Genomic DNA, 26991 nt, shown 5'->3' with positions numbered 1-26991 from the left:
TGGGAAGCAAGGCCATCCCTCAGCCTGCTGGCGGGGTGAGCGGCACGAGCCCCGCCTTGAGCACGCGGATCGCGTTGCCGCCCATCGCGGCGCGGACTTCGTCGTCGCTGAAACCGGCGTCGATCAGTGCCTGCGTTACCTGCACCAGCTTCGACGTGTCGAAACGCACGGTCGTCGCGCCGTCATAGTCGCTGCCGAGCGCGACGTGATTGATGCCGACGAGGTCGCGGACATGCTTCATCGCCTTTGCGACGCTCGCGGGCGAGGTGTCGCAGACCGCGGCGTCCCAATAGCCGATGCCGATGAGCCCACCGGTCGCGGCGACCCCCTTGATCTGTTCGTCTGAAAGGTTGCGGTTGACCTTGCACGTCGCCTGCACCCCGCCGTGGCTGGAGACGACCGGGCGGCGCGCGATCTTAAGGATGTCGGCGACGCAGGCGTTCGAGCAATGCGCGATGTCGACGATCATGCCCTTCGCTTCCATCGCCGCGACAACCTGCCGCCCGGTCGGGGTGAGCCCGCCCTTTTTGAGGCCGTGCATCGATCCCGCGAGATCATTGTCGAAGAAATGGGTGAGCCCCGCCATGCGGAAGCCGGCGGCATAGAGCTTGTCGAGGTTCGCGAGCTTGCCTTCAAGGCCGTGCAGTCCCTCGATGCTGAGCATCGCGCCGACGGGCGGCACTTTGCTGCGGCGGTCGGCGAGCAATGTGTCGATATCCTCTGGCGTATCGACCGCGCGCAGCTTGCCCGCCGATGCGGCGACCGCGCGGTGCAGCTTTTCAGCGTGCCACAGCGAGCGTTCGAGCAGCGAGCTCCAGGTACGGATCGGCTGGAGCTGGGCGATCACCAGCGCGGTGATATTGTCGGTATCGGCGCCGTTCGCGTCGTAATTCTGGCCCTTGGGCGATTTGGTCGTGCTGGCGAGGATTTGCAGCGCGACGTTGCCGTCTTCGAGCCGCGGCAGGTCCATATGCCCGCGCTCGGCGCGGTCCAGAATGTTCCGCTTCCAGAGAAGGGTGTCGCTGTGCAGGTCGACGATCGTCAGCGTTTGGTGAAGCGCCCTGGCTCGTTCGCTGACCGCCGGCAGCGGCTTGCCGTCGACCTTGTTCATCCCGCGCTCGAGAATGCCGGGCGCAAGGGTGAAGAAAGCGAGCGCGGCAACCGCGACAACGAGCAATATGCCGATCAACCAGCGACGCATGGGCCTATTTCCTTGTCAGCGTGACGAAACTGTACGCGGGGCGGCCGGCGTCGTCGGCGGGATGATCTTCGCGCGCAATCTCGCGCCAGTCGGCGGCGGCGGGATAGTCGATCGCCGCGTTGCCGTTGGGCTCGAGCGCGACCTCGGTCAGTTCGATGCGGTCGGCGAGCGGCAGGAAGAGGCGATAGATTTCGGCGCCGCCGATCACCATCACATGCGGCGCATTCGCGAGCTTCAGCGCCTCCTCGATCGTCGCCACGGGCTCGGCGCCTTCGTCCTGCCAGTCGGGATCGCGCGTGAGGACGATGTGGCGGCGGCCTTCGAGGATGGCGGGCAGGCTGTCGAAAGTCTTGCGCCCCATGATCATCGGCCGGCCCATGGTGAGCTGCTTGAAGCGGCGAAGATCGGCGGGGAGGTGCCACGCCATCTTGCCGTCAGCGCCGATCACGCCGTTGGCGGCGCGCGCGAGGATCAGCGTGATTTCGGGACGGTTCATGCGGGAGCGGCTCCAACCCAAGTGGCGTGACCAAGCTTGCGCCCCTCGCGCACCTCGGTCTTGCTGTAATGATGGACGTGGCAGTTTTCGTCGGCGAGCAGTGCGGGGATGTCCGCGATATCGCCGCCGATCAGGTTGCGCATTGTCACGGGCAGCGCGCGCGTTGCGGTGCTGCCGAGCGGCAGCCCGGCGACCGCGCGGATATGGTTCGCGAACTGGCTGGCGACGGCACCCTCGATCGTCCAGTGGCCGCTGTTGTGGACGCGCGGCGCCATTTCGTTGAAGACAGGACCATCGGCGGTGGCGAAAAATTCGCCGGTGAGAACGCCGACATAGTCGAGCTCTTCGGCGATCCGCGCCATTAGCGCGCGCGCTTCGTCCTGCTGGTCGACGACGATTTGCGGTGGCGGCAGGCTGGAGGTTGCGAGGATGCCGCCTTCGTGGATGTTGACGGAGCTATCCCAGAAACGGACCTCGCCATCGATCCCGCGCACGAGGATGACCGAGAATTCATGCGCGAAGGTCACGAAGCCTTCGAGCACCGCGGCATGGCGGTCGATGCCGTCCCACGCGGCGTCGGCGTCGGCGGGGGTCATGATACGCGCCTGCCCCTTGCCGTCATAACCCATGCGCACTGTCTTGAGGATCGCGGGTGCACCGATTTCGGCAAGCGCCGTATCGAGCGATGCGCGGCCCGGCACCGCCGCGAAAGGCGCGGGGCGTCCGCCGAGCCCGGCGACGAAATTCTTTTCGGTCAGCCGGTCCTGCGCGATTTCGAGCCCGGCGGCGCCGGGGCGCACGGCCACGTGGCCCGAGAGGAAGCGCACCGTGTCGACGGGTACATTTTCGAACTCATAGGTGACGACGTCGCACGCTGCGGCAAAGGCGGCGAGGCGCGGCTCGTCGTCCCATGCGGCCTGGCTGTGGTGGGCGGTAACCTCGGCAGCGACGCTTTCGGCGTCGGGCGCATAGATATGGACCTTGTAGCCGAGCTGTGCCGCCGCGACCGCAAGCATGCGCCCGAGCTGGCCGCCGCCCAAGATACCGATCGTCGAACCGGGTGGCAGCAAAGGGTCAGCCCTCGCGAACCGGAGTGGGGGCGACGCTGTTCGTTTGCGCCTCGCGCCAGCCGTCAAGCCTGTCGGCGAGGGCCGCGTTTTCGTTTGCGAGCAGCGCTGCGGCGAACAGGCCGGCGTTGGTCGCGCCCGCCTTGCCGATCGCGAAGGTCGCAACGGGAATGCCGCCGGGCATCTGGACGATGGAATAGAGGCTGTCGACGCCGCTGAGTGCCGCCGACTGGACGGGAACGCCCAACACGGGAACGCGCGTCATCGAAGCGACCATGCCGGGCAGGTGTGCTGCACCGCCTGCGCCCGCGATGATCGCTTTCAGCCCGCGCTCCGCTGCGCTCTTCGCATAGGCGACCAGGCGATCGGGGGTGCGATGCGCCGAGACGATCTGCACTTCATGCGTGATGCCCAGCTCTTCGAGGATCTGGACCGCGTGCGCCATCGTCGGCCAGTCCGACTGGCTGCCCATGATCACACCGACTTGCGGCGCGCTATCGCCCATCACCCGATCCCTCCTGTGGGCCGCGATGAATCGCCGCCGCATTCCCCCTAGCGACTGCTTGGCCTGCGGGCAACGCCGCGCAATTGATGCTTTCGCGTTTACCGATTGGTATCAAGTCGCGGCTAGGGTTGTTGCACGATATCCGTCGGCATCCGGCTGGCGGAGGGTAGGGCGCGCCGGGGACAAGGCATGGATAGCGTAGGGGGGGCGCGGCTGGCGGTCGACCATTTCGGGACCGTCGCTGTTGACTCCATCGAGGACCAACTGCGTGAAATACGCCGGGAACGTGACGCATTGCGCCGCGAGAACCGCGTATTGAAGATCGCCGTCGCCGAGCTCGAACGCGTGTCCGAGCGCGATACGCTGACGCCTTTGTTCAATCGCCGCTATTTCCTGACCGCGATCCATCATCGCATGGCGCGTTTCGAACGCCACGCCGAACGCGCGGCGGTCGTCTTCATCGACGTCAACCAGCTCAAATATATCAACGACAGTTTCGGCCATGCCGCGGGCGACTTCGCGCTGATGGAGATCGCCAAGCGGCTCGCCAGCTCGATCCGCGCGACCGACGTCGCGGCGCGCATCGGCGGCGACGAATTCGGATTGATCCTCGACCAGTCGAGTGAGGATGGCGCGCGCGCGCAGGTCGACCGGCTGTGTGCCGTGCTGACCGCGGCCCCGGCCGAATATGACGGGCATGAAATTGCGCTGTCGGCGTGCTTCGGGATCGCGGTGCTGCAGACGGGGATGACCGAATCGGACATATTGGCCGCCGCCGACCGCGACATGTATCGCAGCAAGCAGGGACTGGGCGGCCTTCCCGGCCATCGCTGACCGCCGCTAACCGCGCGTTAACCAAAAAAGCGCATCGTTCCCGATACGAACAGGGGGTGGACGATGCGGAACCAGACCGACCCATATCTCGATATTCAGAACCGGATTACCGGACAAATCGGGGCGCTCGCCGAAGCGTTGCCGCATTGCGCACTCGCGCAGATCGTGCAGGGGATCGACGACATCCGCTGCCTCGCGCGCGATAACGGCTTTGCCGCAGTGGAAACGCTCGCCAGCCGGCTCGAATCGGCGGTTGCGGGTGGCGGCTATCGCGCCGCGATCCTGACCTACCTCGACGCGATGAGCGATGCTGCGGCGGTGCCGCGGGGAACGCTTTCCACTGCGGCGCACGAGGCCTGGCTGGCATCGGTTGCGGTGCGCCTCGGTCATTGACCGCTTCCGCCTGACGCTTCAGACCTGCCGTCATGGATGCAATCATGCTTGCGCTGGTGGCGGTGCTGCTCGCCAATGCCGACGGGCGTAGCGGGATCGCGCTATCGCGGCTGCTCGGCGCGCGGGGCGACCGGCGCGTGACGGTCGTGATCGCTTTCGGGGCGTTTATCATCAATGCCGTCGTCGCGGCGATCGCGGGTGCGGTCGCCAATGCGATGATCGGCCAGGGCGTGGCCGCCTTGCTCGTCGCGCTGGCGATGCTGTCGGCGGCAGTCGCCTTGTTGTGGCGGATGAAACCGGCGGTCGATACGGGCGCCGTCGATGCGTCACCCGCGATGCTCGCGGGCCGGATGCTGGTGAACCAGTTTGGCGACCGCAGTCATTTCCTGATCGGCGCGCTCGCCGCGACGAGCGGTGCAGGACAATGGGCGGCGGCGGGCGGGTTCGTCGGTTGGGTGCTCGCAATGTTGCCTTTCCTCGCGTTCGGCCCAGCGCTCGCCGAACGCAGCATGGCGCGAAATCTGCGCTGGTTTGCGGCGGCGATCCTGACCCTCTGGGGAATACGAACCGCGCTGGGAGCGTTCGGACTGATCGGATAGATTGTCCGTACGAATGCGTTTCATCGTTTTTGTCGATGAAGCTTACCCAAAGGTTCAATGGGAAAGCGGCGCGCCGCTTCGCTATATCGGCGGGACAACAGAAAGGATGCTCCCATGTCCGACAAGAATAACAACGCTCCCGCCGTCGCCGATGCGCTGAACGCGCTGCTCGCTGACAGTTTCGCGCTCTATCTGAAGACGAAAAATTATCACTGGCACGTCCAGGGACCGCAGTTTCGCGAACTGCACCTGTTGTTCGACGAGCAGGCGGCCCAGATTTTCGCGACGACCGACCTTATCGCCGAGCGCGTGCGCAAGAATGGCGCGCCGACGCTGCGCTCGATCGGCGACGTCAGCCGCCGCGCGTCGATCCGCGACGATGATGCCGCGGGCGTGGGCGCCGAGGCGATGATCCGCGCGCTTGCAGGCGACAACAAAATCCTGCTCGCGCAATTGAAAGAGGTGAAGGCGGCCGCCGAAGCCGATGGCGATATCGCAACCAGCGGACTTGTCGACGGCTGGGCCGACGAGACGCAGCAGCGGATATGGTTTCTGGAGGCGACGCTGGGATATTGATCCCGGCCGTCACCTCTCTCGCTTGCGAGGGAGGGGGGGGCTTTGGGGTGGTGAGCGGTCATCCCGGCCCCCACTTCCGTCATCCCGGGCTTGACCCGGGATCCCGCTTTTACGCGCATCGACCGGCCTTCGAAATCAAGCGGGACCCCGGATCAAGTCCGGGGTGACGAAGTGTAATATCCTCCCTGTCGCGAAGCGATGGGGAGGTGGCAGCGCGCAGCGCTGACGGAGGGGCTTCTGGCGCACCGTCCCGGGCCCCTCCACCACCGCTTCGCGGCGGTCCCCCTCCCCACGGCTGCGCCGCAGGGAGGAGCTTAAGGTCAGCTTCCGGTCGATTTCCGCCGGTCGTTTCGGCCCGCGACTCCAAACAAAAAAGGGCGGCCCTAGAGCCGCCCTTTTCATTTGTCCGGTTGTCCGGCCGATCAGTCCTGATGCGGCTGGATGTTCACCGCCGCGAACTTGCCGCGGTCGTCGACTTCGATGTCGAACGCGACGCGGTCGCCTTCGTCGAGGCCCGCCATGCCGGCGCGCTGCACCGCGCTGATGTGGACGAAGGCGTCGGCCTGTCCGTCGTCGCGCGCGATAAAGCCGAAGCCCTTCGTCGTGTTGAAGAATTTGACGGTGCCCGAGGTGCGTTCACCGGTCAGCTGACGACGGCCGCGGGCGCCGCCGGGCGCACCGCCGGGGCCGCGATCGTCACGCTGGCGCGGAGCGAATTCCTCGATCGGCATCGGTTCGCCTTCGATCTTCAGATCGATGGCCGACACCTTGCCGTTGCGTTCGACGAGCGTGAAGCCCAGCGGCTGGCCCGAGGCGAGGCCCTGGAGACCTGCCTGTTCGACCGCGCTGATGTGCACGAACACGTCTTCGCCGCCGTCGTCGCGAGCAACGAAACCGAAGCCCTTCGCCGCGTTGAAGAATTTCACCGTGCCCTGGCCTTCGCCGACGACCTGCGCCGGCATGCCGCCGCCACGTCCGCCGCCGAAACCGCCGCCGCCGCCACGATCGCCGCCGCCAAAGCCGCCGCGGTCGCCACCGCCGAAGCCGCCGCCGCGATCACCGCCGCCAAAGCCGCCGCGGTCGCGATCGCCGAAACCGCCACGTCCGCCGCCGTAGCTGTCGCCGCCATAGGGTGCAGGTTCGAAGCTGTCGAAATTGCCAAAATCATCGCGCTTGCCGCGTCCACGCTGGCCGCGCCGATCCTTGTTGAAACTCATAGTCTATTAGTCGCTTTCGGTCGTCCACACCCCATTCAACCGGCTCATTGCGCCGGACGGGGACGCAGTTCACCACAGGCACGGACTCGCCCCATGCCACCAAGGGCGTAAGATATAGCCTAATAATCCACAGGCTGCGAACAGAAAATTTCACAAAGGTGATGCGGAATTTTGCACGGTTTGCCGCAGGCTGGAGGGGCCCCGGCACGGTCGCGAAAACCAGTCATTGAGCGGCAAGGCCGCTTGGCCTAAGGCGGGCTGCATGACAGTCTATTTCCACGAAGAAGATTTGCCCGAGGGCGCACTGGGTCCCGGTGCGGTCGCGATCGATACGGAGACCATGGGTCTGAACCCGCTGCGCGACCGTCTGTGCCTCGTCCAGATCAGCGACGGATCGGGCGACGAACATCTTGTCCGCTTCAAGCCCGGCAGCAGCTATGACGCGCCGGTGCTGAAGGCGATATTGACTGATCCCAACCGGTTGAAATTATTTCATTTTGCTCGCTTTGATATCGCGGCGATGCAACAGGCGCTCGGTGTCGTCACGGCGCCGGTCTATTGCACCAAGATCGCGTCGAAGCTGGTCCGCACCTACACCGACCGCCACGGGCTCAAGGAACTGGTCCGCGAACTTCTGGGGCAGGAAGTGTCGAAGCAGCAGCAGTCGAGCGACTGGGGCGCTGCCGAACTCAGCGACGCGCAGCGCGACTATGCCGCGAGCGACGTGCGCTTCCTGCACGCGATGAAGAATATCCTCGACGTGCGTCTGGCACGCGAGGGGCGCACCGAACTGGCGCAGTCCTGTTTCGACTTCCTGCCGACACGTGCCGCGCTCGACCTCGCGGGTTGGCCCGAAGTCGATATTTTTGCCCATACGTGAGAGTGATTCGCGAAGACCATGTCCGAACGCGCCGATCTTGACCGCACTATGCGCCGCATGTGGGCGGCGAGCGGGTCGAACCACGACCGCGTCGTGCGTATCCTGCGCTATGGATTGCCGCTCGTGATCGGTGTGGTCGCCGCGGTGCTCGTCTTCTCGCCCTTCACCCAGCGCACCGAGATCAGCTTCCTGCTAGCCAAGGACAAGGTCGATATGGCCAGCGAGCGAATGAAGGTGACGCGCGCCGAATATCGCGGCCAGGACGCAAAGGGGCAGCCCTTCGCCCTGCTTGCGGGAAGCGCGGTTCAGAAAAGTTCTGCCGAGCCGATCGTGCGCATGACCGATCTGTCTGGAGCGATCCGGCTCAACGACGGGCCGGCGACGATCGTCGCGAAAGAAAGCGCCTATAATATGGACACCGAAAAGGTCGCGGTGCCGGGGCTGGTGCAGGTGCGCAGCGCGAACGGATACCGGATCGATGCGAGCAATGTCGCGGTCGACCTAAAGACGCGCAGCCTTGTCGGGCAGGACGGTGTCAACGGCGCGTTGAACATCGGCCAGTTTTCCGCGAACCAACTGTCTGCCGACCTCGACCAGCGGGTCGTGCGCCTGCAGGGCAATGCGCGGCTCAGGATCAATCAGGGAGTGCTCAAATGAACCGGCTTTGGACGATGAAGAGCACGGCGCTTGCGGGCGCGGGCTTTGCGCTGACCAGCCTTGCGATCCTGTCGGCCGGCGGCGGCGATGCCGCGCAGGCGCAGGCGCTCGCCAATCACAATAGTAATGCGCCAGTCGATTTCGCGGCGGGCAGCATCGAGGTGCAGGATCGCGCCGACCGCGTCGTCCTTGCCGGTAATGTTCGCGTCACGCAGGCGGGGCTGACAGTCACCGCGCCGCGGATGACGGTCGCCTACACGCGCAGCGGGGGCACCGACGTCAACCGGCTCGACGCGACCGGCGGCGTGACGGTGGTCAAGGGCGACGAGACGGCGAAGGGCAATGTCGCGATCTATGATCTCGACCGGCGGCTGATCACGATGGTCGGCAATGTCGAACTGCGCCAGCGGGGCAATAATCTGCGCGGCGGACGGCTGGTCATCGACTTGAGCAGCGGCCGCGCGACGGTCGACGGGCGCGGTGCTGCGCGCGGCCCCGATGGCAATCCGGTGCAGGGCGGCACGGGCGGGCGCGTCACCGGCACCTTCACGGTACCGGAAAGAAAGCAGTAACCAACTGCTTTAACCCGGTTGCAACCACGCGCCTGCACCTAGGATTTGGGACCAGATCACCAGCGGAGCCGGGGGGCGACGCCGCATAGTCGAAAGCCGTCCCCATGCGCTTTTCCCCCATCGTCCCGCCCCGACGTCCGCTGTTCGGCCGCCGTCAGGAGCCCCCGGCCGCGATCGCGCCGACGCCGACATCCGAAGAACGCCGCCTGATCGACCGTATCATCCGTCACGCGGGGTATCGCGAGTCGCGGTAGTCGTCACCGAATTCACATCGCCGTGACGACGGATCAGTTGAAAAGCCCGTAAGCGCCAGGAGCCGCTTGGCGTTGCGGCGTCGCGCCCCTACATGGGGCGCGCATGCCGCCTGACACCTCCACTTCCGCCGAAGCCTCGCGCGAACCGCCCGTCCTTGCGACGCTGCGGCGTTTCTTCCCCTATTTGTGGCCGGCGGGGCAGGCAGAAGCGAAGGTTCGCATCGTCATCGCGGGGCTTGTCGTGCTCGCGTCAAAGGGCGTGCAGCTATCGATGGGCTTCCTCTATGGCGCCGCGATCGACCGGATGGCGCCGGGGATGGAAGAGGGCGTGGCGCTGGCGATCGGACTGGTGCTCGCCTATGCCGGTGCGCGCTTTGCAGGGGTGCTGTTCGACAACCTTCGCAATGTCGTGTTCGAACGCGTCGGGCAGGATGCGACGCGCGAGCTTGCGATCGCGACTTTCAGCCATCTTCACGCGCTGAGCCTGCGCTTCCACCTCGCGCGGCGGACGGGCGAGGTCACCAAGGTGATCGAAAGGGGCACGAAGAGCATCGACACGATGCTCTATTTCCTGTTGTTCAATATCGCGCCGACGATCGTCGAACTCGCCGCGGTGCTGATCATCTTCTGGACCAAGTTCAGCTTTGGCCTTGCGAGCGCGACCGCGCTGATGGTCGTCGTCTACATCATCTTCACGCGCAAGGTGACCGACTGGCGCAATGCGCTGCGTACGCGGATGAACGATCTCGACACGCTGACGATCGGGCGCAGCGTCGACAGCCTGCTCAATTACGAGACGGTCAAATATTTCGGCGCCGAGGAGCGCGAGGAAGCGCGCTATCGCGACGTCGCGGATCAATATGCGCGCGCCGCGGTGAAGAGCGAAAACAGCCTTGCCTGGCTGAATATCGGGCAGAGCCTGATTACCAATGCCGCGCTCGCGGGCGCGATGGCTTATACCGTGTGGGGCTGGTCGATCGGCGAATATAAGGTCGGCGACGTCGTGCTGGTGAACACCTTGCTTGCCCAGCTCTTCCGCCCGCTCGACATGCTCGGCATGGTCTATCGCGTGATCCGTCAGGGGCTGATCGACATGGAGGCGATGTTCCGCCTGATCGATACGCCGCCCGAGATCGCCGACGCGCCCGATGCGTGGCCGCTCGTCGTGAACGGCGGAGCGGTGGCGTTCGAGAATGTCGTCTTTGGTTACGAGCCCGACCGGACGATCCTGAACGGCGTCAGCTTTGCCGTCGGCGCCGGCGAGACGCTGGCGATCGTCGGCCCCTCCGGCGCGGGCAAGTCCACGATCGCGCGGCTGCTCTTCCGCTTCTATGATCCGCAGGGCGGACGCGTGCTGATCGACGGGCAGGATATCGCCAAGGTCACACAGAAAAGCTTGCGCGCGGAGATTGGCATCGTCCCGCAGGACACGGTGCTGTTCAACGACAGCATCGGCTATAATATCGCCTATGGCCGGGAGGGCGCGAGCGCCGACGCCATCGCGGCGGCGGCGGAGGGAGCGGCGATTGACGGCTTTATCGCGCTGCTGCCACAGGGTTATGATACCGAGGTGGGCGAACGCGGCCTCAAGCTGTCGGGCGGAGAGAAGCAGCGGGTGGCGATTGCGCGTACTTTGCTCAAGAACCCGCCGGTGCTGATCCTCGACGAAGCAACCAGCGCGCTCGACAGCCGGACCGAGGCGGCGATCCAGGATACGCTCGAACGCATCGCGGCGCGGCGCACGACGCTGGTGATCGCGCATCGCCTGTCGACCGTGGTCAACGCCGACCGGATCATCGTGCTGGAGCGCGGGCGCGTCGCCGAGACGGGGACGCACGACCAGTTGCTCGCGATGCACGGGCTTTATGCCGACATGTGGGCGCGGCAGCAGGCCGAGCGCGACGAGGGCACTGTCGACGCCTGAGTTTGCCGGTTACCGTCTTTACAATTTTGTAAGTGATTCCCGCCAATTGGCGCTTTTGGGGACCAGTCCGTCCCATGGGCGGACGTCAAGGCGAAAGGTGGGATTTTGATCAGGCTGGCGATGTGTATCGCGATCGACCACGATCCGTGGCTCGTTGCGCTGGCGGTCGCGATCTGCTGCGTCGGCGCCTTTGCGATCGTCCAGATGTTCGAACGCGCGCGCGACGCCGAGCGAAAGCAGGGGATCGCCTGGGCTTTCCTGGTCGCGGTCGCCGCCAGCGCGACGATCTGGTGCACCCATTTCGTCGCCATGCTGGCGTTTGAAGCGAAGGCGCCGGTGACGCTCGATCCCGTCTTGACCATCACCTCGCTGATGGTCGCGATGGTCGGCTCCTTCGTCGGGTTCGCGGTCGCGGCGTGGGGCAAGGACGAGGTTTATGGCACCATCGGCGGGGCGCTGTTCGGCGGGGCCATCGCGGCGATGCATTTTACCGGCATGACCGCCTATCGCGTCGATGGCATCGTCGCTTGGGACGATGCCTATGTCGCCGCGGCGGTGATTTGCGGCATGATCTTTGCTGCGGCCGCGCTGACGGTGCTCCGTACCAGCCGCGAGGTGCGATATCGTGTGCCGCTGGCCACGTTGCTGATCGTGCTCGCGATTGCCTCGCTTCATTTTCTGGCGATGACAGCGATGCGGATTACGCCAATGGCGCTCGATGAAACGCCCTTGCGTCCGGCGGAGTTCAGCGCGCTGGCGCTCGCGACGGTACTCGTCGGCGGGATTGTGATCTCGGCAGGCGTCTTCGCCGCGATGCTCGATCGCCAGACGCGCTCCGACGCGATGCGCGAGCTGACCCATATGGCGATGACCGACGCGTTGACCGGGCTTCCCAACCGTGTCGCTTTTCGCGCCGAACTGACGCGGCAGATCGGCGGGGCGATCGTGAAGGGAGAGCGCGTCGGATTATGCGCGATCGACCTCGACCGCTTCAAGGAAATCAATGACGTTCACGGCCACAAGGCGGGGGACGAGGTACTCGCGCGGATTGCGCAGCGGATGCGCGATACGCTGGGCCATAATGAATTTTTCGCGCGGCTCGGCGGCGACGAGTTCGTCGCGCTGACGCGCTTTACCGATCGCGCGCAGTTGGGGGCGTTCGCGGCCCGGCTCGACGCCGAGCTGAAGACGCCGATGATCTTTCCCGAATTCGAGGCGCGGCTGGGCGCAAGCATCGGCGTGGCAGTCTTTCCCGACGATGCGGCGACGGCCGAAATGCTCGCGAACAACGCCGACCTTGCGATGTATCGCGCCAAGGCCGACGCCGCGACCGCGCCGTGCCATTATGATTGGCAGCTCGACGAGGCGATCCGCGACCAGCGCGAGCTTGCCACCGATCTGCGCGGCGCGATCGATCGCAATCAGCTCGACGTCCATTATCAGGTCCAGACATCGGTCACGACGGGCGAGGTCACGGGTTACGAGGCGCTGCTGCGCTGGACGCACCCCGTGCGCGGGCCGATCCCGCCGACGGTGTTCATCCCGCTCGCCGAAGCGAACGGCTTTATCCTGACCCTCGGCGAATGGGTGATGCGGCGCGCCTGCGCCGATGCGGCGGCGTGGCCGCACGCCTCGAAGGTCGCGGTCAATGTGTCGCCGCTGCAGCTTGCGCATGTCGACCTGCCGCGGCTGTTCCACCAGATATTGCTCGACACCGGGCTTCCGCCGCGGCGGCTGGAGATCGAGTTGACCGAGACCGCGATCATCGCCGATCGCGAGCGTGCGCTGCACGTTTTGCGTCAGATCAAGGCGCTGGGCGTCGGAGTGGCGCTCGACGATTTCGGCACCGGCTATTCGTCGCTGGAGACGCTGCGCGCCTTTCCGTTCGACAAGATCAAGCTCGACCGCTTCTTTGCCGCCGAGCTGGAGGGCAATATCCAGTCGACAGCGATTCTGCGTGCGGTGCTTGCGCTCGGCAAAAGCCTGTCGATCCCGATCCTGGCCGAGGGGATCGAGACGGCAGAACAGCTCGAAGTACTTCGCCGCGAAGGCTGCGACGAGGCGCAGGGCTTTCTGATCGGCCGTCCGGGGCGCTCGGTTCCGGCTGGCGCCGAACAGAGTGACGCGCCCGGCCGGGAGTGCGCAGCCTGATTCGGACCACAAATCGTAACTAAATTACTTGCCTTGGGTTGACCCCTTGCGCCCGCGCCCTTTACGCAAGGGGCTATGCCGCATGACACCAGCCTGATCGGAACCATCGTCGCCGGTCTGGGCGTGGCGTTCCTGATGGGGGCGTTGGCGCACCGGCTGAAAATTTCGCCGATCGCGGGCTATTTGCTCGCGGGGGTGATGGTCGGGCCGTTCACCCCGGGGTTCGTCGCCGACACTGGGCTCGCGCTGCAGCTCGCCGAGATCGGCGTGATCCTGCTGATGTTCGGGGTCGGCCTCCATTTTTCGCTGAAAGACCTGCTATCGGTACGCAGGATCGCGGTGCCGGGGGCGATCGCGCAGATTGCGGTCGCGACCGCGCTTGGCATGATGCTCGGACTGTGGCTCGGCTGGTCGGTCGAGGGCAGCGTGGTGTTCGGGCTGGCACTGTCGGTGGCATCGACCGTCGTGCTGCTGCGCGCGCTGCAGGCGCGCGATATGGTCGAGACCGAAAAGGGGCGGATCGCGGTCGGCTGGCTGATCGTCGAGGATCTGGTGATGGTGCTCGCGCTCGTGCTGTTGCCCGCGATGTTCGGCGATCGCGGCGATGAGGGGGGCTCAGCTGGGCTGCTCCAGTCGGCGGGCATCGTGCTCGTCAAGGTCGTCGGCTTCGGCGCCTTCATGTTCGTGATCGCGCGGCGCGTGCTGCCGTGGGTGCTCCACTGGGTCGCGCATTCGGGGTCGCGCGAGCTGTTCCGGCTTGCGGTGCTGGCGATCGCGCTGGGAGTCGCATTTGGGGCGGCGGTGATCTTCGACGTGAGCTTCGCGCTCGGCGCCTTCTTTGCGGGCATGATCCTTGGCGAGACGCAATTGTCGCGACGCGCGGCCGAAGAAACGCTGCCGCTGCGCGATGCCTTCGCGGTGCTCTTCTTCGTTTCGGTCGGCATGTTGTTCGATCCCAAGGTGCTGATCGAGCAACCGGGACCGGTGCTCGCGACGGTCGCGATCATTGTCGTCGGCAAATCGGTCGCCGCTTTCGCGCTCGTCCGTGCCTTCGGTCACAATTCGGGGACCGCGCTGACGGTGTCGGTCAGCCTCGCGCAGATCGGCGAATTTTCGTTCATCCTCGCGGGGCTCGGCGTCGGACTGAAAGTGCTGCCCGAGACGGGGCGCGACCTGATCCTTGCGGGGTCGCTCTTGTCGATCCTGTTCAACCCGATCCTCTTTTCGCTCGCGGTAAAGCGCATGCGCTCCGAAGAGCCGGAGGAAGTCGAGGCAGAGGGCGAGGATGCGCCCGCGCCGTGCAACGCCGGGGTCGTGCTGATCGGCTATGGCCGCGTCGGCAGCCATATCGGCAGCCTGATCTGCGGGCGCGGTGAGGGGCTGACGGTGATCGAGGACCAGAAGGACATGGCGGCTTCGGCGCGCGAGGCTGGGGCGACGGTGATCGTTGGCGATGCGACGAAGGAAAGCATATTGCGACAGGCGGGGCTCGACACCGCGGCGACGCTGTTGATCGCGATTCCCGAAGGGGTCGAGGCGGGCGCAATCGTACGGCGCGCGCGGGCGATCAATCCGAAGCTGGTGATCGTTGCGCGCGCGCATTCGGACGAGGAAGTCGAGGATCTGGTGCGCCGCGGCGCCGACCATGTCGTGATGGCCGAGCGCGAGACCGCATCGCGAATGGCCGAGCGGGCGATGCTGACTTTGGCTTGATGCCTATTTTCGTCATTCCCGCTTTCGCGGGGATCGCGAGCAGGGCGTTTGCCGCCACAATAGATGAGTCCGGGGCTTCCCCCGATCGTCCAAACTTCCTATCGCCAACTTAATGTCCGCCGGCGCTCTCCTCCCGCTTCTCAAATCCACATTCGGTTTCGATGCCTTTCGCGGGCGTCAGGGCGAGGTTGTCGATCGCGTGATGGCGGGCGCGCGCACGCTCGCGGTGATGCCGACCGGGGCGGGAAAGTCGTTGACCTATCAGCTTCCCGCAGTCGCGCTGAATGGTTGCGTCGTTGTCGTGTCGCCGCTGATCGCGCTGATGCATGATCAATTGCGCGGCGCGCGTGCGGCGGGGATCCGCGCGGCGAGCCTTACCAGCGTCGATGCCGACTGGGCCGATACGCGGCAGGCATATCGCGACGGACAGCTCGACCTCTTGTACGTCGCGCCAGAGCGCGCGACGGGCGAAGGGTTTCGCACCCTTCTCGAAGCGCAGACGCCGGCGCTGTTCGCGATCGACGAGGCGCATTGCGTTTCCGAATGGGGGCATGATTTCCGCCCCGATTACCGCTTGCTGCGCCCGCTGCTCGATGCCTTTCCCGCGGTGCCGCGGCTTGCGCTCACCGCGACGGCAGACAAGCACACGCGCGAGGATATTCTCGTCCAGCTCGGGATTCCGGCCGACGGGCTGATCCTCGCGGGCTTCGATCGGCCGAATATCCGTTATGCGGTTCGCCCGCGGATCAGCCCGGCGAAACAGCTCGTCGATTTCATCGCTGCCAATCCGGGGCCGGGGATCGTTTACGCCCCGACGCGCAATGGTACCGAGCGGCTTGCCGAACAGATCGCGGCGGCGACGGGCCGCAGTGTCGCCGCTTATCACGCGGGGCTCGACCCCGAACGGCGCGCGCAGGTGCAGCATGATTTCGTCGCGTCGGAGGATGGTATCGTCACCGCGACGGTCGCCTTTGGCATGGGGATCGACAAGCCTGACGTCCGCTTCGTCGCGCACGCCGGCCTGCCGAAATCGATCGAAAGCTATTATCAGGAAACCGGCCGCGCGGGGCGCGACGGCGACCCTGCCGAGGCGATGATGCTATGGGGCGCCGACGATTTCGCGCGCGCGCGCATGCGGCTTTCTGAGTTGCCTGAGGTACGCGTTGCGGGCGAGCGAGTGCGATTGAATGCGCTCGCGGCGCTGGTCGAGACGGTCGAATGCCGCCGCGCGCTGCTGCTGCGGCATTTCGGCGAGAACCCGCCCGAACGCTGCGGCAATTGCGACAATTGCATCGAGCCCGGGCGCCAGGTCGATGCGACGGTGCTCGCGCAGAAATTGTTGAGCGCCGTCTATCGTACCGGGCAAAGCTTTGGCGCGGGGCATATCGAGGCGGTGCTGACCGGACGCAGCGACGAGCGGATCGCGAGCCGGGGACACGACAAATTATCGGTGTTCGGGATCGTCGCGGGCGAGGAGGCGCGGCTGATCAAGCCACTGGTGCGCAGCCTGATGGCGCGCGAGGCGCTCGATACGACCGAGCATGGCGGGCTGATGCTTGGCCCCGCGGCGCGCGCGATGATGAAGGGCGAGACCGCGGTGCTGATGGCCGAACCGCCGGTAAAGCGGACGCAGCGGGCGTCGCGCGGCGGTGCAAGCGCGACGCCTAATCCTGTCGGGGATCCCCTGTTCGACGCGCTTCGAGCCACGCGGCGCGAGCTCGCCGCCGAGGCGGGCGTCCCGCCCTATGTCATCTTCCACGACGCTGTGCTGCGCGCGATGGCGAGCGAACGTCCTGCGACGCGGAGCGCGCTCGCCGACATCCCGGGCGTGGGCGGCAAGAAGCTCGAGGCGTGGGGCGACGCGTTTCTGAACGTGATCCGGCAATATTGATGCCGGACCGGACCGGCGAGCATCGGTCAGGCGGGCGGCGAAATCACTGAAACGATGTCGCTGCGTAGCGTCCAGCCGAGCCGCTCGTAAAGCGCCTTGCCGTCTGCGGTGGCGACCAGCAGGCTTTCGGCGATGCCCCGGCGCGCGGCAAGGCGGCCTAGTTCCGCCATGATTGCCGAGCCGAGCCCGCGGCGGGCGAACTGCGGCTCGGTGACGATCTGGTCATAGACGGCGGTGGCGCCGTGGATGCCGAGGACGCCGCGCGCGGCGAGCGAGCCGTCGGTGTGCCGCGCCACCGCCTCGAGACGGTGAGCGCCTTCATCGACCTCAATCATGAAATCAGGCGTGGGCCGCTCTGCGGGTATTTCGGTTCCGGCCGCCATCAGCCACATCGGATCGCGCGGCGGAACGTGCGGCAGGATCGCGTCACGCGGGGCCGCGATGTCGACATAGATGTGCGGCGCGTCCACCGCGGCGAAGGCTGCGGCTGCGGCTTTGCCCGACGCATTCCCGAGGATGAAGCGGCCGGTCTGGTCGGGCTTGCCGGCATCGAACCACAGCGCCGAGGGAAGAGTGGCGGCAACCGGCTCTACGTATCCACGAGCCGCGCAATAGCCGAAGGCCCATTCGAAATGTTTGTTCATGGTCGTGACCATAGGCAATGCGCGAGGCAAGGAAAGCGACAACGCAACTTCATGCTCCACCTTCATGCTTGTCAGCAAGCGGGCGGCGGGAGTAGATCGCTGGCATGAGCGATTTTCGAACCCTGTCCGCCGACTTCAGCGTCGCCCCCCAAATCAGCATCGAGGATGTGGCCGAGGCCAAGGCCGCAGGCTTCGCAATGCTGATCAACAACCGCCCCGACGGCGAGGAGCCGTCGGCGCCGCAGGGTGACGAGATTGCGCACGCCGCCGCAGCCGAGGGGCTCGCCTATGCGGCGATCCCGATTGGCCATGCGGGCTTCAGCCATGCGCAGATCGACGTGCTCGACAAATTGCTGACCGATGCGACGGGGCCGATCCTCGCCTATTGCCGGTCGGGCACGCGTTCGACGCATTTGTGGGCGCTGACGCGCGCGCGCGCCGGCGACGATGTCGACGGCATCGTCGAGACCGCGGCGAAGGCGGGTTATGACCTGACGGCGTTGCGGCCGATGCTCGACGCACTTGCAGGCGAAAAATGAATCAGGCTGAGTTGATCCAGCTTGGCGCATCGCTCGCCGCCGTGCTTTTCGTTGCCTGGCTGGTCAGGAAAATAGGGCTCGGCGCCGATCCGCGGATCGAAGATGCCGACCATGCGATCCGCCTTGCCGAAGAGGCCGAAGCGGGGTTTCGCGGAACAGAAGTTGCGCGCGATCGCGCGGGCTTTGCCGCGATCGTGCGCAATGCCGAGGGGCGGATGATGCTGGTGCGCGCGCACGGCAATTTTTTCGCCGCGCGGCCGGTCGATGCCAGCGTGATCGGGCGGCTGGACAAGGATTTCCTGACACTGACGACGCCGGAGAAGACATTCGGCGCGGTGACGCTGCAATTGGGGAAGGAAGCGGGGATGTGGGCCAGCCGGATGCGCGAGTTCAGCCGTGGATAAATTGCCGGATCCCGTCGTCTATGCGGTGCCCGCCTTCATCCTGCTGCTGATCGCCGAGATGCTGATCTCGCTGCGTGCCGACAAGAGCAGGTATGAGGCGCGCGATACGCTGACCTCGCTGATGCTGGGGACCGTCAGCCAGGTTGCGGGTGCCCTCGTCGGCGCTGCGGTGATCGGCATGTCGGTGTGGGTCTATCAGTTTCGCCTGTTCGATATCGGTATCGAGTTCAAAAGCTGGTGGTGGGCGTGGATCCTCTGCTTCTTTCTCGACGACCTCGCTTATTACGCCTTTCACAGGAGCGCGCATCGCGTGCGCTGGTTCTGGGCGAGCCACGTCATTCACCATAGCTCGCAGCACTATAACCTCTCGACCGCGCTGCGGCAGACATGGACGGGCTTTTTCAGCCTGACCTTCCTGTTCCGCCTGCCGTTGTTCCTGATCGGCTTTCCGCCCGCGATGGTCTTTTTCTGCGCAGGGCTGAACCTGATCTACCAGTTCTGGATTCATACCGAGGCGATCAAGCGGCTGCCCAAATGGTTCGAGGCGGTGATGAACACCCCGTCGCATCACCGTGTCCATCATGGCGTGAACCCCCGCTATCTCGATGCGAACTATGCGGGTGTCTTCATCATCTGGGACAAGATGTTCGGCAGCTTCGTCGCCGAACGCGACGACGAGCCGGTCCGTTACGGCATCGTCAAGCAGCTCGGCAGCTTCAACATCCTCTGGGCCGCCGTGCATGAATGGGTGGGGATTGCGAAGGACGTGTGGCACGCGCCGTGGCAACACAAGCTTGATTATATGTGGCGCGAGCCCGGCTGGAGCCACGACGGCAGCCGGCAGACGAGCGCGATGATCAAGGAGCGCTGGGCCGCGGGCCGGCCGGTGGAAGAGCCGGCGGAGTAGAACTGGCCCATCTGGTAGCTTGCTTCGCCCTTTAATGACATTCATGTAAGCACTCGAGGTGACCGCCAGCGGGCGGCGCGAGGGAGAGTCGCAAGCATGGATCAGTTCGACATTATCGTTATCGGCGGCGGAAGCGCGGGGAGTGCGGCGGCGGGGCGGCTTGCAGAGGATGGCTTACGCACTGTCTGTCTGGTCGAGGCGGGCGGTCGCAATGATAATGTGCGGGTCAAGACACCGGGATTCATGCCCTTCATCCCGAAATCGTCGAACTATCGATACGACACGGTGCCGCAGCCGGGCCTGGGTGGCCGCATCGGCTATCAGCCGCGCGGGCGCGGGCTCGGCGGATCGAGCGCGATCAACGCGATGGTTTATATCCGCGGCCATGCTTTCGACTATGACCAGTGGGCCGCGCTGGGCGCGACCGGATGGAGCTATGCCGACGTGCTGCCCTTCTTCAAGCGCAGCGAGGGCAATGAGCGTGGCGACGACGAGTTTCACGGCGCGGGCGGCCCGCTGAACGTCATGGACCAGCGCTGGCCCAATGTGACAAGCAAGCGCTTCATAGAGAGCGCGGCGGCGCTGCAGCTGCCGCGCACCGCCGATTTCAACGGCGCGCAACAAGAGGGCTTCGGTCTCTATCAAGTAACGCAGAAGGGCGGCGAACGATGGTCGGCCGCGCGCGCTTATGTCGAGCCGCTGCGCGAACATGGGAATTTTGCGGTGCGGACCGGCGCGCTGGTCGAAAAGATTATCGTCGAAAACGGCCGCGCGACAGGGGTCGTGATCCGTCGCGGTTCGAAACGCGAAACGCTGCGCGCGCGCGGCGGGGTGATTCTGTCGGCAGGCGCCTTCAACAGCCCGCAGATATTGATGCTGTCGGGGATCGGGCCCGGCGCACACCTGAAGGACAAGGGGATCGACGTCACCCTCGATCGCGCCGGCGTCGGCGAAAACCTGCAGGACCATATCGATTATGTGTCGAGCTGGGAGACGCGCTCGACCGAGCCGTTCGGCGACAGCCTTGGCGGCACCTGGCGAATGGTGAAGGCAATCTTTGAGCATCGGACAAAGCGCAGCGGGATCATGACGACCTGTTTCGCCGAGGCAGGCGGTTTCTGGAAATCGCGCCCCGACCTGCCCGCGCCCGACATCCAATATCATTTCGTCCCCGCGATGCTTGAGGATCACGGGCGGACGAAGGTGAAGGGGCACGGTTTTTCGTGCCATGCCTGCGTGCTCCGGCCCGAGAGTCGCGGGTCGGTTCGGCTCGCATCGGGCGATGCCGCGGCTGCGCCCGCAATCGACCCGGGTTTCCTGACTGACGAGCGCGACATGGCGACCCTGCGTGCGGGCGTTCGGATGATGCACCGCATCGCGGCGGCGCCGCCGCTGGCGGACTATGCCGGGATCGACCGGCATCCCGTGAATCTGGAGGATGATGCCGCGCTCGACGCGCTGATCCGCGCTCGCGCCGATACCGTCTATCACCCCGTCGGTACGTGCCGGATGGGGAATGACGCGGCTGCGGTGGTCGATCCGACGTTGAAGTTCAACGGCGTCGACGGGCTGTGGGTCGCCGATGCGAGCATCATGCCGCGGCTCGTTTCGGGGAACACCAATGCGCCGAGCATCATGATCGGCGAACGCGCAGCCGATTTCGTGAAGGCGGCGCTGAACTAAGAACTCGTCATTGCGAGCGAAGCGAAGCAATCCAGGGTCGCGCAAACCGCTCTGGATTGCTTCGCTGCGCTCGCAATGACGAGGGTTAGAGGCATGCTTCGGCCAGCAACCGCCCGCTCCCCGTCAAATCATAGCGGCTTGCCGGCGGGCGCATGTCGACGATTTCGCGCGTCACCAGCCCGTGTTTGCCGAGCGCGGTCAGTCCCTGCGACAACGCACGCGGCGTCGCGGGGACCAGCAGGCGCGCGAGCGCGTTGAAGCGGTCGTGGCCCGCGCCGATCCCGGCGACGAGCGGCAGGCCCCAGCGCGTCGCGGCGCCGGGGGGCAGGCCGATTGCCTGCTGTGCGTCGGCGATCGTTGCAGCGCGCGTGGCGGCGGCAGCGCCCGCTTCGGTCAGGATATATTCGGGCCGCAGCGGGTGGCCGTGGCCGGGGTTGCGCTGGACCCATCCGGTCGCCTGTGCGGCCTCCAGCGTGCGCGTGAGACTGTCGCGCGACAGCCCCAGACGATGGATCAGCTCAACGAACCGCGCCCCTTTATGCGCCGCAAGATCGGCGAGCAACGGCACGAGCCAGCGATGGCTGCCGAGTTGCGCAAGCAGTGGGTCGGGTGTGGTTGACCGCATTTGCAACTAACTATACAAACCGGACTATAGGTGCAAGCGATATGGGCCGGGCGATTCTCGCTCGCGCTGGTCGTCTTGCGAAAAGGGAGACACGGCATGGCGCTTCAGATCGGATCCGAACTCACCTGTTCGATGGGTGTCAGGGATATGACCGCGGCGATCGCCTGGTACGAACGGGTGATGCAGTGCGAACTGCTCTATCGTGCGGACGAGATCGGCTGGTGCGAAATGAAGACACCGATGGCGGGGGTGAATATCGGGCTCAGCCAAGTGGAGAGCGTCGTTCAGGGTGGCGGCGCAACCAATGTGTTCGAAGTTGCCGACATCGACGAGGCGAAGGCCCATCTCGATGCAGAGGGTGTACGGCAGGACGGTGATATCCAGCATATCCCGGGGCTGGTGAAGCTCATCACCTTCTACGATCCCGACGGCAACGCCTTTATGTTCTCGCAGTCCGAGAGCGCGGCGTGACAGGCTTTTGGTGGGCGGTCGCGGCGCTGGTTGCGCCGGCCCCGCCCGCCACCCAGGCTCCGTCGCTTGCCGGCTGGCACGGGCGCTGGTCCGGCGAGGGCGAGGCTTTCGGCAAGCCCGCGACCGCGACGCTCGATATTACGGCGGGCGAAGGTGGGATGACGACGCTCGCCTATCGCCTCATTATCGGGGGAGCGCCGCCGGTCGCCTATTCGGCTGAGGCGGGTTACGCCCTCGACGCGAAGGGGCGCGTGCGCGGAAAATGGACCGATAGCTATGGCCGCACGCGCGCCCTTGTCGGCGGAGTGAATGCGACGAAATGGTGGACGCATTGGGGCAGCGCCGACGTCGAGATCGGCCGGTCGACCTATGTCCTTGAAGAGGGCGGCAGACTCGTCGTCAGCGATTCGATTTTGCAGGATGACGGAAGCTGGCGCGTCTTTGCCATGCTGCGCTACACGCGCACAAGCCGCTGAAAACTGCCGATTTTACGTTGGACTCGTGCTGCGCACAAAAAAAGAGGGCCGGGACTTTCGTCCCGGCCCAGCCTTTCAGGCTCTCCCCTCCTGAAACTGTTGACGCAATGAATGCCATATTAATGTCATGTTGGAAAGACTAAAATTGCGGCAATGCTGCGCAAATTTTGTGCAACATTTCAGCGCCTAAAAATGGGCCGGGCCGCGTTTGCGCCCGGCCCATTTCTCCCCCTCAGAAGCCCTTGCGAACCGTGACGCCGAATGTGCGTGGCTGGTTCGTCGCAAAGCCAAGGCGCGCGCGCCCGCCGCGCTCGCGATCGAAGGCGAGCAGCGCATTTTCGTCGAGCAGATTGTTCACATAGACCGAGATTTCGAGCTCATTGGGAAACTCGATTCCGGCGCCGATATTGACGAGCTGATAGTCGGGAAGCTTGAGGTCGAGTGTTGTGGTCGAGCCGATCGGCGCGCCGCCGAAAGTGAAGCCATGTTCGAACGTCCGCGGATTATTTTCCTGGTCGCCGGGCTGCGTGAATCGGCTGCCGACATGTTGGAAGGATGCGGTGACGAAGGCATTGGTGTCCGACGATGCGTCGAGCGGGAAGCTGTAGGTCGCGTTCGCCGCCATCTGGAACTTCGGTACCGATGGCAGGCGGTTACCGTTGCGGATTCCCTCGATCACCGTCCCGTTCGGGCGGGTGAGCGTCGAATCGAACTCGGCCTCGACATAACTGCCCGACAATCCCAGATCGAGCCCGGCGACGGGGCTGGCGGTGAGTTCGAATTCAAGCCCCATCGTGTGCGCGTCGGCGTTGAACACGATGCGCGACGAGCAACTGCCGGCGTCGGCGGTGACCTGCAGATTGTTGATCTTGGTGTAAAATCCCGCCGCGTTGAAGGTGATGCCACCGAACTGTGCCTTCACCCCACCCTCATAATTCCACAGCGTCTCGTCGTCGTAGCGCGGCCGCCCGCCGAAGGTTTCGGCATCGGGTCCCCCGGCATTGCCGCCGTCGCATAGCGGCAGGTTGAGCGGATCGTTGACCCCGCCGAGGCGGAAGCCCTTCGACGCCTGCGCGTTGAGCGTAATGCCGTCGGCGACGTCGTAACTCAGCAGCAGGCGCGGCGAGAAGCCGCTTGACGAAGTCTTGTCGCGCGCATTGTCGCCATTGGGGAAAAGTCCGCCCGACACGAACCGCCGACTTTCGTCGAAGGCATAATAGCGTCCACCGACAGTTGCGGTTAGCCGATCGGTGAAGTCGTAGCTGACTTCGCCGAAGATCGCGATCTGCGACAGGTCATAGGGAATGTCTGCGTTATATGGAGAATCGGGACCGAAACCGTTGGCGATATCGGCGGCGGTGAGTGGTACGCCTCCGGGCCCGCAATCATCAGGGTCGGCGTTACAGGCATTGATGAAAAACTGGTTGGTGAAGGCGTCGTAACCTGGCGTCGGCAAGCGCTGGGTATAGTCGCGTTTGACGTTGGCATAATAGCCGCCGATCAACCATTGGAACGGACCGGTGCCGGTCGAATTCAAGCGTATCTCTTGCGTGAACTGCTTGACCCCCGTCGTGTCGACAAGGTTCGACGGCAACAGGATGCCGGCGTCGGGAAAGCCGAGGTCGGACGATACGCTGCCGGTCAGCGCGCTCGCATCGCGGCTGACGAGGATGTCGCGGTCGGTGTAGGTCGTGACGGAGGTGACGCCGACGACGTCGCCCGCGAAGTTCATCGTCAGGTCGGCAAGCTTGACTTCGTCCTTGAAAGCTTCGTCGAGCAGCAGATATTGCTCGCGTTCCTTGAAGGCGACCTGCGGCCGCGTCGTCGTGAATTGATTGGCGTAGAGGTTGTAGACTTCCTGACGGTTGAAGCCGTCGGTCGTGACCTTCTGATAGAGGAAGCGCGGCGTAATCGAGAAATTCTCGGTGGGTTCGAGCCGGATTGCGATGCGTCCGCCATAGCGTTCGCCGCTGTTGACGTCCTCGCTGACGCCGCCGCCTTCGCGCAGCGCGTTGATGAATCCACCGTAGCGTGTGTAGTAACCGACCGCACGAACCGCGACGTTTTCGCTTATCGGCAGGTTGATCGCGCCCTTGAGGTGACCGCCGAAATCATCGCCGTCGACGAGGTTCACATTGCCTTCGACCTTGCCCTCGACGCGGTCTGTATTCGGCTGGTTGGTGATGTAGCGGAGCGTCCCGCCGACCGACCCCGAACCGAACAGCGTGCCCTGCGGCCCGCGCAGCGTCTCGACACGATTGAGGTCGAACAGGTCGAGATCGGGGGTGAAGAGCGACAGCGAGACGACCGATTCGTCGAGATAGACGCCGACCTGTTCCTTCACGCCCGGTTGGTCGCGCGCGATCTGGCCGGCCGACACGCCGCGCACGGATACCTGGCTCTGGCCCGGCCCGAGATTCTGGACGGTCAGGCCGGCGACGTTGCGCGACAGATCCTCGACCGTGCTCGCATTCGCGCGCTCGATCGCCCGCTCGGTTTGCGCGTTGATCGAAAAGGGAACGTCCTGAAGGCTCGCGTCGCGCTTTGTCGCGGTGACGATAATCTCGTTGCCGTCGTAGCTGTCTTTGGGCGCGTCCTGCGCCGCGGCGGGGGCCGTTGTCGCAAGTGCAAGCAACGAAAGGCCCGCCAGCATCTGTGAACGTGCAAGCATCCTTATTCTCCTCCTGAAAGCCAGCTCTTTGACTGGTCCGGCAGAGGAGTGCGCGGGCGGCGCCAAGGTTGCATGAAACGGGCGGGCCGGAAAAATCGTCGCGCGCTGTTGCATCCAGGCCACAGTAGAAATGGGCCTCAAGCAAGCCCCGGGCCCGTGGCCTTCGGCCACAATTGCAAAAAAGGCCGGGGACAAGCCCCGGCCAGTGGTTCGCAGGAGGAACCTCAGTAGGATCCCGTCGCCGCCGTTTGAAAGGAGAGAGAGCGAACGGCGACGGGTATCCTGTCTCTTGGATCAATAGTTGTAGGCGCGCTCCCCATGTTCGCCGAGATCGAGGCCTTCACGTTCGACCTCTTCCGAGACCCGGAGGCCGGTGAGGAGCTTTGCGACATAGATGGCGATCACGGTGCCGATGCTGGCCCAGACAATCGTTGCGGCGACCGCAGAGATCTGTGTCACGAGCTGCGGCCCGATCGCGAAATCGTCGCCGCCAGGGCCGCCGAGGCTGGGAGCATAGACGATGCCGGTGCCAATCGCGCCGACAATGCCACCGATGCCGTGGATGCCGAAGGCGTCGAGCGAGTCGTCGTAGCCGAGCTTGGGCTTGAGCACCGTCACCGCATAGAAGCAGATCAGCGAGGCGACCGCACCAAGGACGATGGCGCCGAAGGGCCCCGAATTGCCCGCGGCGGGGGTCACTGCGACGAGGCCGGCGATAATGCCCGAGCAGAAGCCCAGTGCCGAAGGTTTGTGGCCCGCAAGCTTTTCGGCGAGCATCCAGAACAGGGCGGCCGATGCGGTGGCAACGAAGGTGTTGATCATCGCAAGCGCGGCCGAACCATTGGCTTCGAGCGCCGAGCCGGCGTTGAAGCCGAACCAGCCCACCCAGAGCATGCCAGTGCCGACCATCGTGAGGGTCAGCGAGTGCGGCGCCATGATTTCCTTCTGATAGCCGATGCGCTTGCCGAGGATCAGCGCGGCGACGAGCGCCGAGACGCCCGCATTGATGTGCACCACGGTGCCGCCGGCGAAGTCAAGCGCGCCCATTTCGAAGAAGAGGCCGCCAGCCGCCCAAACCATGTGCGCGATCGGGAAATAGACGATCGTCAGCCAGATTGCGCCGAACACCATCACCGCGGCGAACTTCATGCGCTCGACCACCGACCCCAGAACCAGCGCGAGGGTGATCGCGGCAAAGGTCATCTGGAAGCTGATGAAGACATATTCGGGCAGCTTGAAGCCGTCGCTGAATGTGTCGGCGAGGCTGTCGGGCGTCACGCCGACGAGGAAGAATTTGCCCCAGGCGATGAAGGCATTGCCTTCTGGTCCGAAGGCGAGGCCGTAGCCGTAGATGACCCAGATGATCATCGCGAGGCAGGCGGCGGCGCCGATCTGCGTCATCGTCGACAGCATGTTCTTGGTACGCGTGAGACCCCCGTAGAAGAGCGCGAGGCCCGGCAGGATCATCAGCAGCACGAGGACGGTTGAGGTCATCATCCAGGCGGTATCGCCCTTATCGACTACCGGCTCGGGTGCCGCCGCGGCGGCTTCCTGCGCCCAGGCGGGCAGCGCGGCGAAAAGCGAGAGGCCGACGGCCCCGGCGCTCGCCGCAAATTTATTTGCGAACGTCATAGTTTCCCC

Annotated in this window: 27 protein-coding genes; 18 read left to right on the top strand and 9 right to left on the bottom strand. The window is 65.0% G+C overall.

Features of this window, described 5'->3' with window-relative positions:
- Positions 1–19: 19 nt before the first annotated feature.
- The 4 genes from SC1_RS18550 to purE are packed head-to-tail and all read right to left on the bottom strand — an operon-like array spanning position 20 to position 3269.
- Positions 20–1201, bottom strand: a complete 1182-nt coding sequence (locus tag SC1_RS18550; protein ID WP_062185848.1) for a dipeptidase — start codon at positions 1199–1201, stop codon at positions 20–22.
- A 4-nt stretch (positions 1202–1205) separates the two neighbouring features.
- Positions 1206–1697 carry a dihydrofolate reductase gene (locus SC1_RS18545; protein ID WP_062185847.1) on the bottom strand — a complete coding sequence of 164 codons (492 nt, stop codon included), beginning with the start codon at positions 1695–1697 and terminating at the stop codon, positions 1206–1208.
- Positions 1694–2767: a 5-(carboxyamino)imidazole ribonucleotide synthase gene (locus tag SC1_RS18540; RefSeq protein WP_083435994.1), complete on the bottom strand. Its 1074-nt coding sequence runs from the start codon at positions 2765–2767 to the stop codon at positions 1694–1696. The genes SC1_RS18545 and SC1_RS18540 overlap by 4 nt, the downstream gene beginning before the upstream one ends.
- A 4-nt stretch (positions 2768–2771) precedes the next feature.
- Positions 2772–3269: a 5-(carboxyamino)imidazole ribonucleotide mutase gene (purE, locus tag SC1_RS18535; RefSeq protein WP_062185845.1), complete on the bottom strand. Its 498-nt coding sequence runs from the start codon at positions 3267–3269 to the stop codon at positions 2772–2774.
- A 189-nt stretch (positions 3270–3458) separates the two neighbouring features.
- Here purE and SC1_RS18530 point away from each other — a divergent pair, with 189 nt between their 5' ends.
- From SC1_RS18530 to SC1_RS18515, 4 genes are all read left to right on the top strand, one after another.
- Positions 3459–4103: a GGDEF domain-containing protein gene (locus SC1_RS18530; RefSeq protein WP_062185843.1), complete on the top strand. Its 645-nt coding sequence runs from the start codon at positions 3459–3461 to the stop codon at positions 4101–4103.
- Positions 4104–4166: 63 nt separating this feature from the next.
- On the top strand, positions 4167–4496 hold the full coding sequence (locus SC1_RS18525; protein ID WP_062185841.1) for a hypothetical protein: 330 nt from the start codon (positions 4167–4169) through the stop codon (positions 4494–4496).
- Between the two features lie 32 nt (positions 4497–4528).
- On the top strand, positions 4529–5095 hold the full coding sequence (locus tag SC1_RS18520) for a TMEM165/GDT1 family protein (RefSeq protein ID WP_062185839.1): 567 nt from the start codon (positions 4529–4531) through the stop codon (positions 5093–5095).
- 114 nt (positions 5096–5209) lie between these two features.
- On the top strand, positions 5210–5671 hold the full coding sequence (locus SC1_RS18515; protein ID WP_062185837.1) for a Dps family protein: 462 nt from the start codon (positions 5210–5212) through the stop codon (positions 5669–5671).
- 422 nt (positions 5672–6093) lie between these two features.
- Here the strand turns inward: SC1_RS18515 and SC1_RS22595 are convergent, their stop codons facing one another.
- Complete coding sequence (locus SC1_RS22595) at positions 6094–6888, bottom strand: cold-shock protein (RefSeq protein WP_062185836.1); 795 nt, start codon at positions 6886–6888, stop codon at positions 6094–6096.
- Positions 6889–7150: 262 nt separating this feature from the next.
- Here SC1_RS22595 and SC1_RS18505 point away from each other — a divergent pair, with 262 nt between their 5' ends.
- The 8 genes from SC1_RS18505 to recQ all read left to right on the top strand — a co-directional run bounded on the left by SC1_RS18505 (position 7151) and on the right by recQ (position 16930).
- Positions 7151–7768 carry a ribonuclease D gene (locus SC1_RS18505; RefSeq protein ID WP_062186983.1) on the top strand — a complete coding sequence of 206 codons (618 nt, stop codon included), beginning with the start codon at positions 7151–7153 and terminating at the stop codon, positions 7766–7768.
- 18 nt (positions 7769–7786) lie between these two features.
- Positions 7787–8425, top strand: coding sequence for an LPS export ABC transporter periplasmic protein LptC (gene lptC, locus SC1_RS18500; RefSeq protein ID WP_062185834.1), 639 nt, complete (start codon positions 7787–7789; stop codon positions 8423–8425).
- 14 nt (positions 8426–8439) lie between these two features.
- Positions 8440–8997, top strand: coding sequence for an LptA/OstA family protein (locus tag SC1_RS18495; protein ID WP_062186980.1), 558 nt, complete (start codon positions 8440–8442; stop codon positions 8995–8997).
- Positions 8998–9101: 104 nt separating this feature from the next.
- The gene (locus SC1_RS22310) at positions 9102–9251 is read left to right on the top strand and encodes a hypothetical protein (protein WP_193749220.1); all 150 of its coding nucleotides are present in this window, start codon (positions 9102–9104) and stop codon (positions 9249–9251) included.
- A 103-nt stretch (positions 9252–9354) separates the two neighbouring features.
- On the top strand, positions 9355–11175 hold the full coding sequence (locus SC1_RS18490; RefSeq protein ID WP_062185832.1) for an ABC transporter ATP-binding protein/permease: 1821 nt from the start codon (positions 9355–9357) through the stop codon (positions 11173–11175).
- 105 nt (positions 11176–11280) lie between these two features.
- A complete protein-coding gene (locus SC1_RS18485; RefSeq protein WP_238586778.1) occupies positions 11281–13326 on the top strand; it encodes a bifunctional diguanylate cyclase/phosphodiesterase in 2046 nt (681 codons plus the stop codon).
- Positions 13327–13401: 75 nt separating this feature from the next.
- Positions 13402–15039 (top strand): YbaL family putative K(+) efflux transporter, encoded by a 1638-nt coding sequence (gene ybaL, locus SC1_RS18480; protein ID WP_062185830.1) that lies wholly within the window; start codon positions 13402–13404, stop codon positions 15037–15039.
- Between the two features lie 112 nt (positions 15040–15151).
- Complete coding sequence (gene recQ / locus SC1_RS18475; protein ID WP_062185827.1) at positions 15152–16930, top strand: DNA helicase RecQ; 1779 nt, start codon at positions 15152–15154, stop codon at positions 16928–16930.
- 26 nt (positions 16931–16956) lie between these two features.
- Here recQ and SC1_RS18470 read toward each other — a convergent pair whose 3' ends face one another.
- Complete coding sequence (locus tag SC1_RS18470; RefSeq protein WP_193749219.1) at positions 16957–17574, bottom strand: GNAT family N-acetyltransferase; 618 nt, start codon at positions 17572–17574, stop codon at positions 16957–16959.
- A 104-nt stretch (positions 17575–17678) separates the two neighbouring features.
- On the opposite strand from SC1_RS18470, the gene SC1_RS18465 reads away from it, so the two are divergent.
- From SC1_RS18465 to SC1_RS18450, 4 genes are all read left to right on the top strand, one after another.
- A complete protein-coding gene (locus tag SC1_RS18465; RefSeq protein WP_062185822.1) occupies positions 17679–18113 on the top strand; it encodes a TIGR01244 family sulfur transferase in 435 nt (144 codons plus the stop codon).
- Positions 18110–18517 (top strand): hypothetical protein, encoded by a 408-nt coding sequence (locus tag SC1_RS18460; RefSeq protein WP_062185820.1) that lies wholly within the window; start codon positions 18110–18112, stop codon positions 18515–18517. The genes SC1_RS18465 and SC1_RS18460 overlap by 4 nt, the downstream gene beginning before the upstream one ends.
- The gene (locus SC1_RS18455) at positions 18510–19424 is read left to right on the top strand and encodes a sterol desaturase family protein (RefSeq protein WP_083435992.1); all 915 of its coding nucleotides are present in this window, start codon (positions 18510–18512) and stop codon (positions 19422–19424) included. The genes SC1_RS18460 and SC1_RS18455 overlap by 8 nt, the downstream gene beginning before the upstream one ends.
- A 96-nt stretch (positions 19425–19520) precedes the next feature.
- A complete protein-coding gene (locus SC1_RS18450; protein WP_062185816.1) occupies positions 19521–21107 on the top strand; it encodes a GMC family oxidoreductase in 1587 nt (528 codons plus the stop codon).
- Positions 21108–21192: 85 nt separating this feature from the next.
- Here the strand turns inward: SC1_RS18450 and SC1_RS18445 are convergent, their stop codons facing one another.
- On the bottom strand, positions 21193–21732 hold the full coding sequence (locus SC1_RS18445; protein WP_062185814.1) for a winged helix-turn-helix transcriptional regulator: 540 nt from the start codon (positions 21730–21732) through the stop codon (positions 21193–21195).
- A gap of 96 nt (positions 21733–21828) precedes the next feature.
- On the opposite strand from SC1_RS18445, the gene SC1_RS18440 reads away from it, so the two are divergent.
- Together SC1_RS18440 and SC1_RS18435 are read left to right on the top strand one after the other, a co-directional pair.
- Positions 21829–22203, top strand: coding sequence for a VOC family protein (locus tag SC1_RS18440; protein ID WP_062185812.1), 375 nt, complete (start codon positions 21829–21831; stop codon positions 22201–22203).
- Entirely contained in the window at positions 22200–22679 is a 480-nt protein-coding gene (locus tag SC1_RS18435; protein ID WP_062185810.1) for a hypothetical protein, read from the top strand. The genes SC1_RS18440 and SC1_RS18435 overlap by 4 nt, the downstream gene beginning before the upstream one ends.
- 232 nt (positions 22680–22911) lie before the next feature.
- On the opposite strand, the gene SC1_RS18430 is transcribed toward SC1_RS18435, so the two are convergent.
- A complete protein-coding gene (locus SC1_RS18430; protein ID WP_062185808.1) occupies positions 22912–25350 on the bottom strand; it encodes a TonB-dependent receptor in 2439 nt (812 codons plus the stop codon).
- A 294-nt stretch (positions 25351–25644) separates the two neighbouring features.
- Positions 25645–26982 (bottom strand): ammonium transporter, encoded by a 1338-nt coding sequence (locus SC1_RS18425; RefSeq protein WP_062186977.1) that lies wholly within the window; start codon positions 26980–26982, stop codon positions 25645–25647.
- Positions 26983–26991: the final 9 nt, after the last annotated feature.

It is taken from the genome of Sphingopyxis sp. C-1, assembly GCF_001047015.1.
GTDB lineage: Bacteria > Pseudomonadota > Alphaproteobacteria > Sphingomonadales > Sphingomonadaceae > Sphingopyxis.
Note: the sequence above shows the minus strand (reverse complement) of the source record. Positions and strands in the feature narration are given on the sequence as shown.

Coding starts and splice junctions, on each gene's coding strand:
- SC1_RS18550 (WP_062185848.1), bottom strand. CDS start 1,201: ATGCGTCGCTGGTTGATCGGCATATTGCTCGTTGTCGCGGTTGCCGCG.
- SC1_RS18545 (WP_062185847.1), bottom strand. CDS start 1,697: ATGAACCGTCCCGAAATCACGCTGATCCTCGCGCGCGCCGCCAACGGC.
- purE (WP_062185845.1), bottom strand. CDS start 3,269: ATGGGCGATAGCGCGCCGCAAGTCGGTGTGATCATGGGCAGCCAGTCG.
- SC1_RS18530 (WP_062185843.1), top strand. CDS start 3,459: ATGGATAGCGTAGGGGGGGCGCGGCTGGCGGTCGACCATTTCGGGACC.
- SC1_RS18525 (WP_062185841.1), top strand. CDS start 4,167: ATGCGGAACCAGACCGACCCATATCTCGATATTCAGAACCGGATTACC.
- SC1_RS18520 (WP_062185839.1), top strand. CDS start 4,529: ATGGATGCAATCATGCTTGCGCTGGTGGCGGTGCTGCTCGCCAATGCC.
- SC1_RS18515 (WP_062185837.1), top strand. CDS start 5,210: ATGTCCGACAAGAATAACAACGCTCCCGCCGTCGCCGATGCGCTGAAC.
- SC1_RS22595 (WP_062185836.1), bottom strand. CDS start 6,888: ATGAGTTTCAACAAGGATCGGCGCGGCCAGCGTGGACGCGGCAAGCGC.
- SC1_RS18505 (WP_062186983.1), top strand. CDS start 7,151: ATGACAGTCTATTTCCACGAAGAAGATTTGCCCGAGGGCGCACTGGGT.
- lptC (WP_062185834.1), top strand. CDS start 7,787: ATGTCCGAACGCGCCGATCTTGACCGCACTATGCGCCGCATGTGGGCG.
- SC1_RS18495 (WP_062186980.1), top strand. CDS start 8,440: ATGAAGAGCACGGCGCTTGCGGGCGCGGGCTTTGCGCTGACCAGCCTT.
- SC1_RS22310 (WP_193749220.1), top strand. CDS start 9,102: ATGCGCTTTTCCCCCATCGTCCCGCCCCGACGTCCGCTGTTCGGCCGC.
- SC1_RS18490 (WP_062185832.1), top strand. CDS start 9,355: ATGCCGCCTGACACCTCCACTTCCGCCGAAGCCTCGCGCGAACCGCCC.
- ybaL (WP_062185830.1), top strand. CDS start 13,402: ATGCCGCATGACACCAGCCTGATCGGAACCATCGTCGCCGGTCTGGGC.
- recQ (WP_062185827.1), top strand. CDS start 15,152: ATGTCCGCCGGCGCTCTCCTCCCGCTTCTCAAATCCACATTCGGTTTC.
- SC1_RS18470 (WP_193749219.1), bottom strand. CDS start 17,574: ATGAACAAACATTTCGAATGGGCCTTCGGCTATTGCGCGGCTCGTGGA.
- SC1_RS18465 (WP_062185822.1), top strand. CDS start 17,679: ATGAGCGATTTTCGAACCCTGTCCGCCGACTTCAGCGTCGCCCCCCAA.
- SC1_RS18460 (WP_062185820.1), top strand. CDS start 18,110: ATGAATCAGGCTGAGTTGATCCAGCTTGGCGCATCGCTCGCCGCCGTG.
- SC1_RS18450 (WP_062185816.1), top strand. CDS start 19,521: ATGGATCAGTTCGACATTATCGTTATCGGCGGCGGAAGCGCGGGGAGT.
- SC1_RS18445 (WP_062185814.1), bottom strand. CDS start 21,732: ATGCGGTCAACCACACCCGACCCACTGCTTGCGCAACTCGGCAGCCAT.
- SC1_RS18440 (WP_062185812.1), top strand. CDS start 21,829: ATGGCGCTTCAGATCGGATCCGAACTCACCTGTTCGATGGGTGTCAGG.
- SC1_RS18430 (WP_062185808.1), bottom strand. CDS start 25,350: ATGCTTGCACGTTCACAGATGCTGGCGGGCCTTTCGTTGCTTGCACTT.
- SC1_RS18425 (WP_062186977.1), bottom strand. CDS start 26,982: ATGACGTTCGCAAATAAATTTGCGGCGAGCGCCGGGGCCGTCGGCCTC.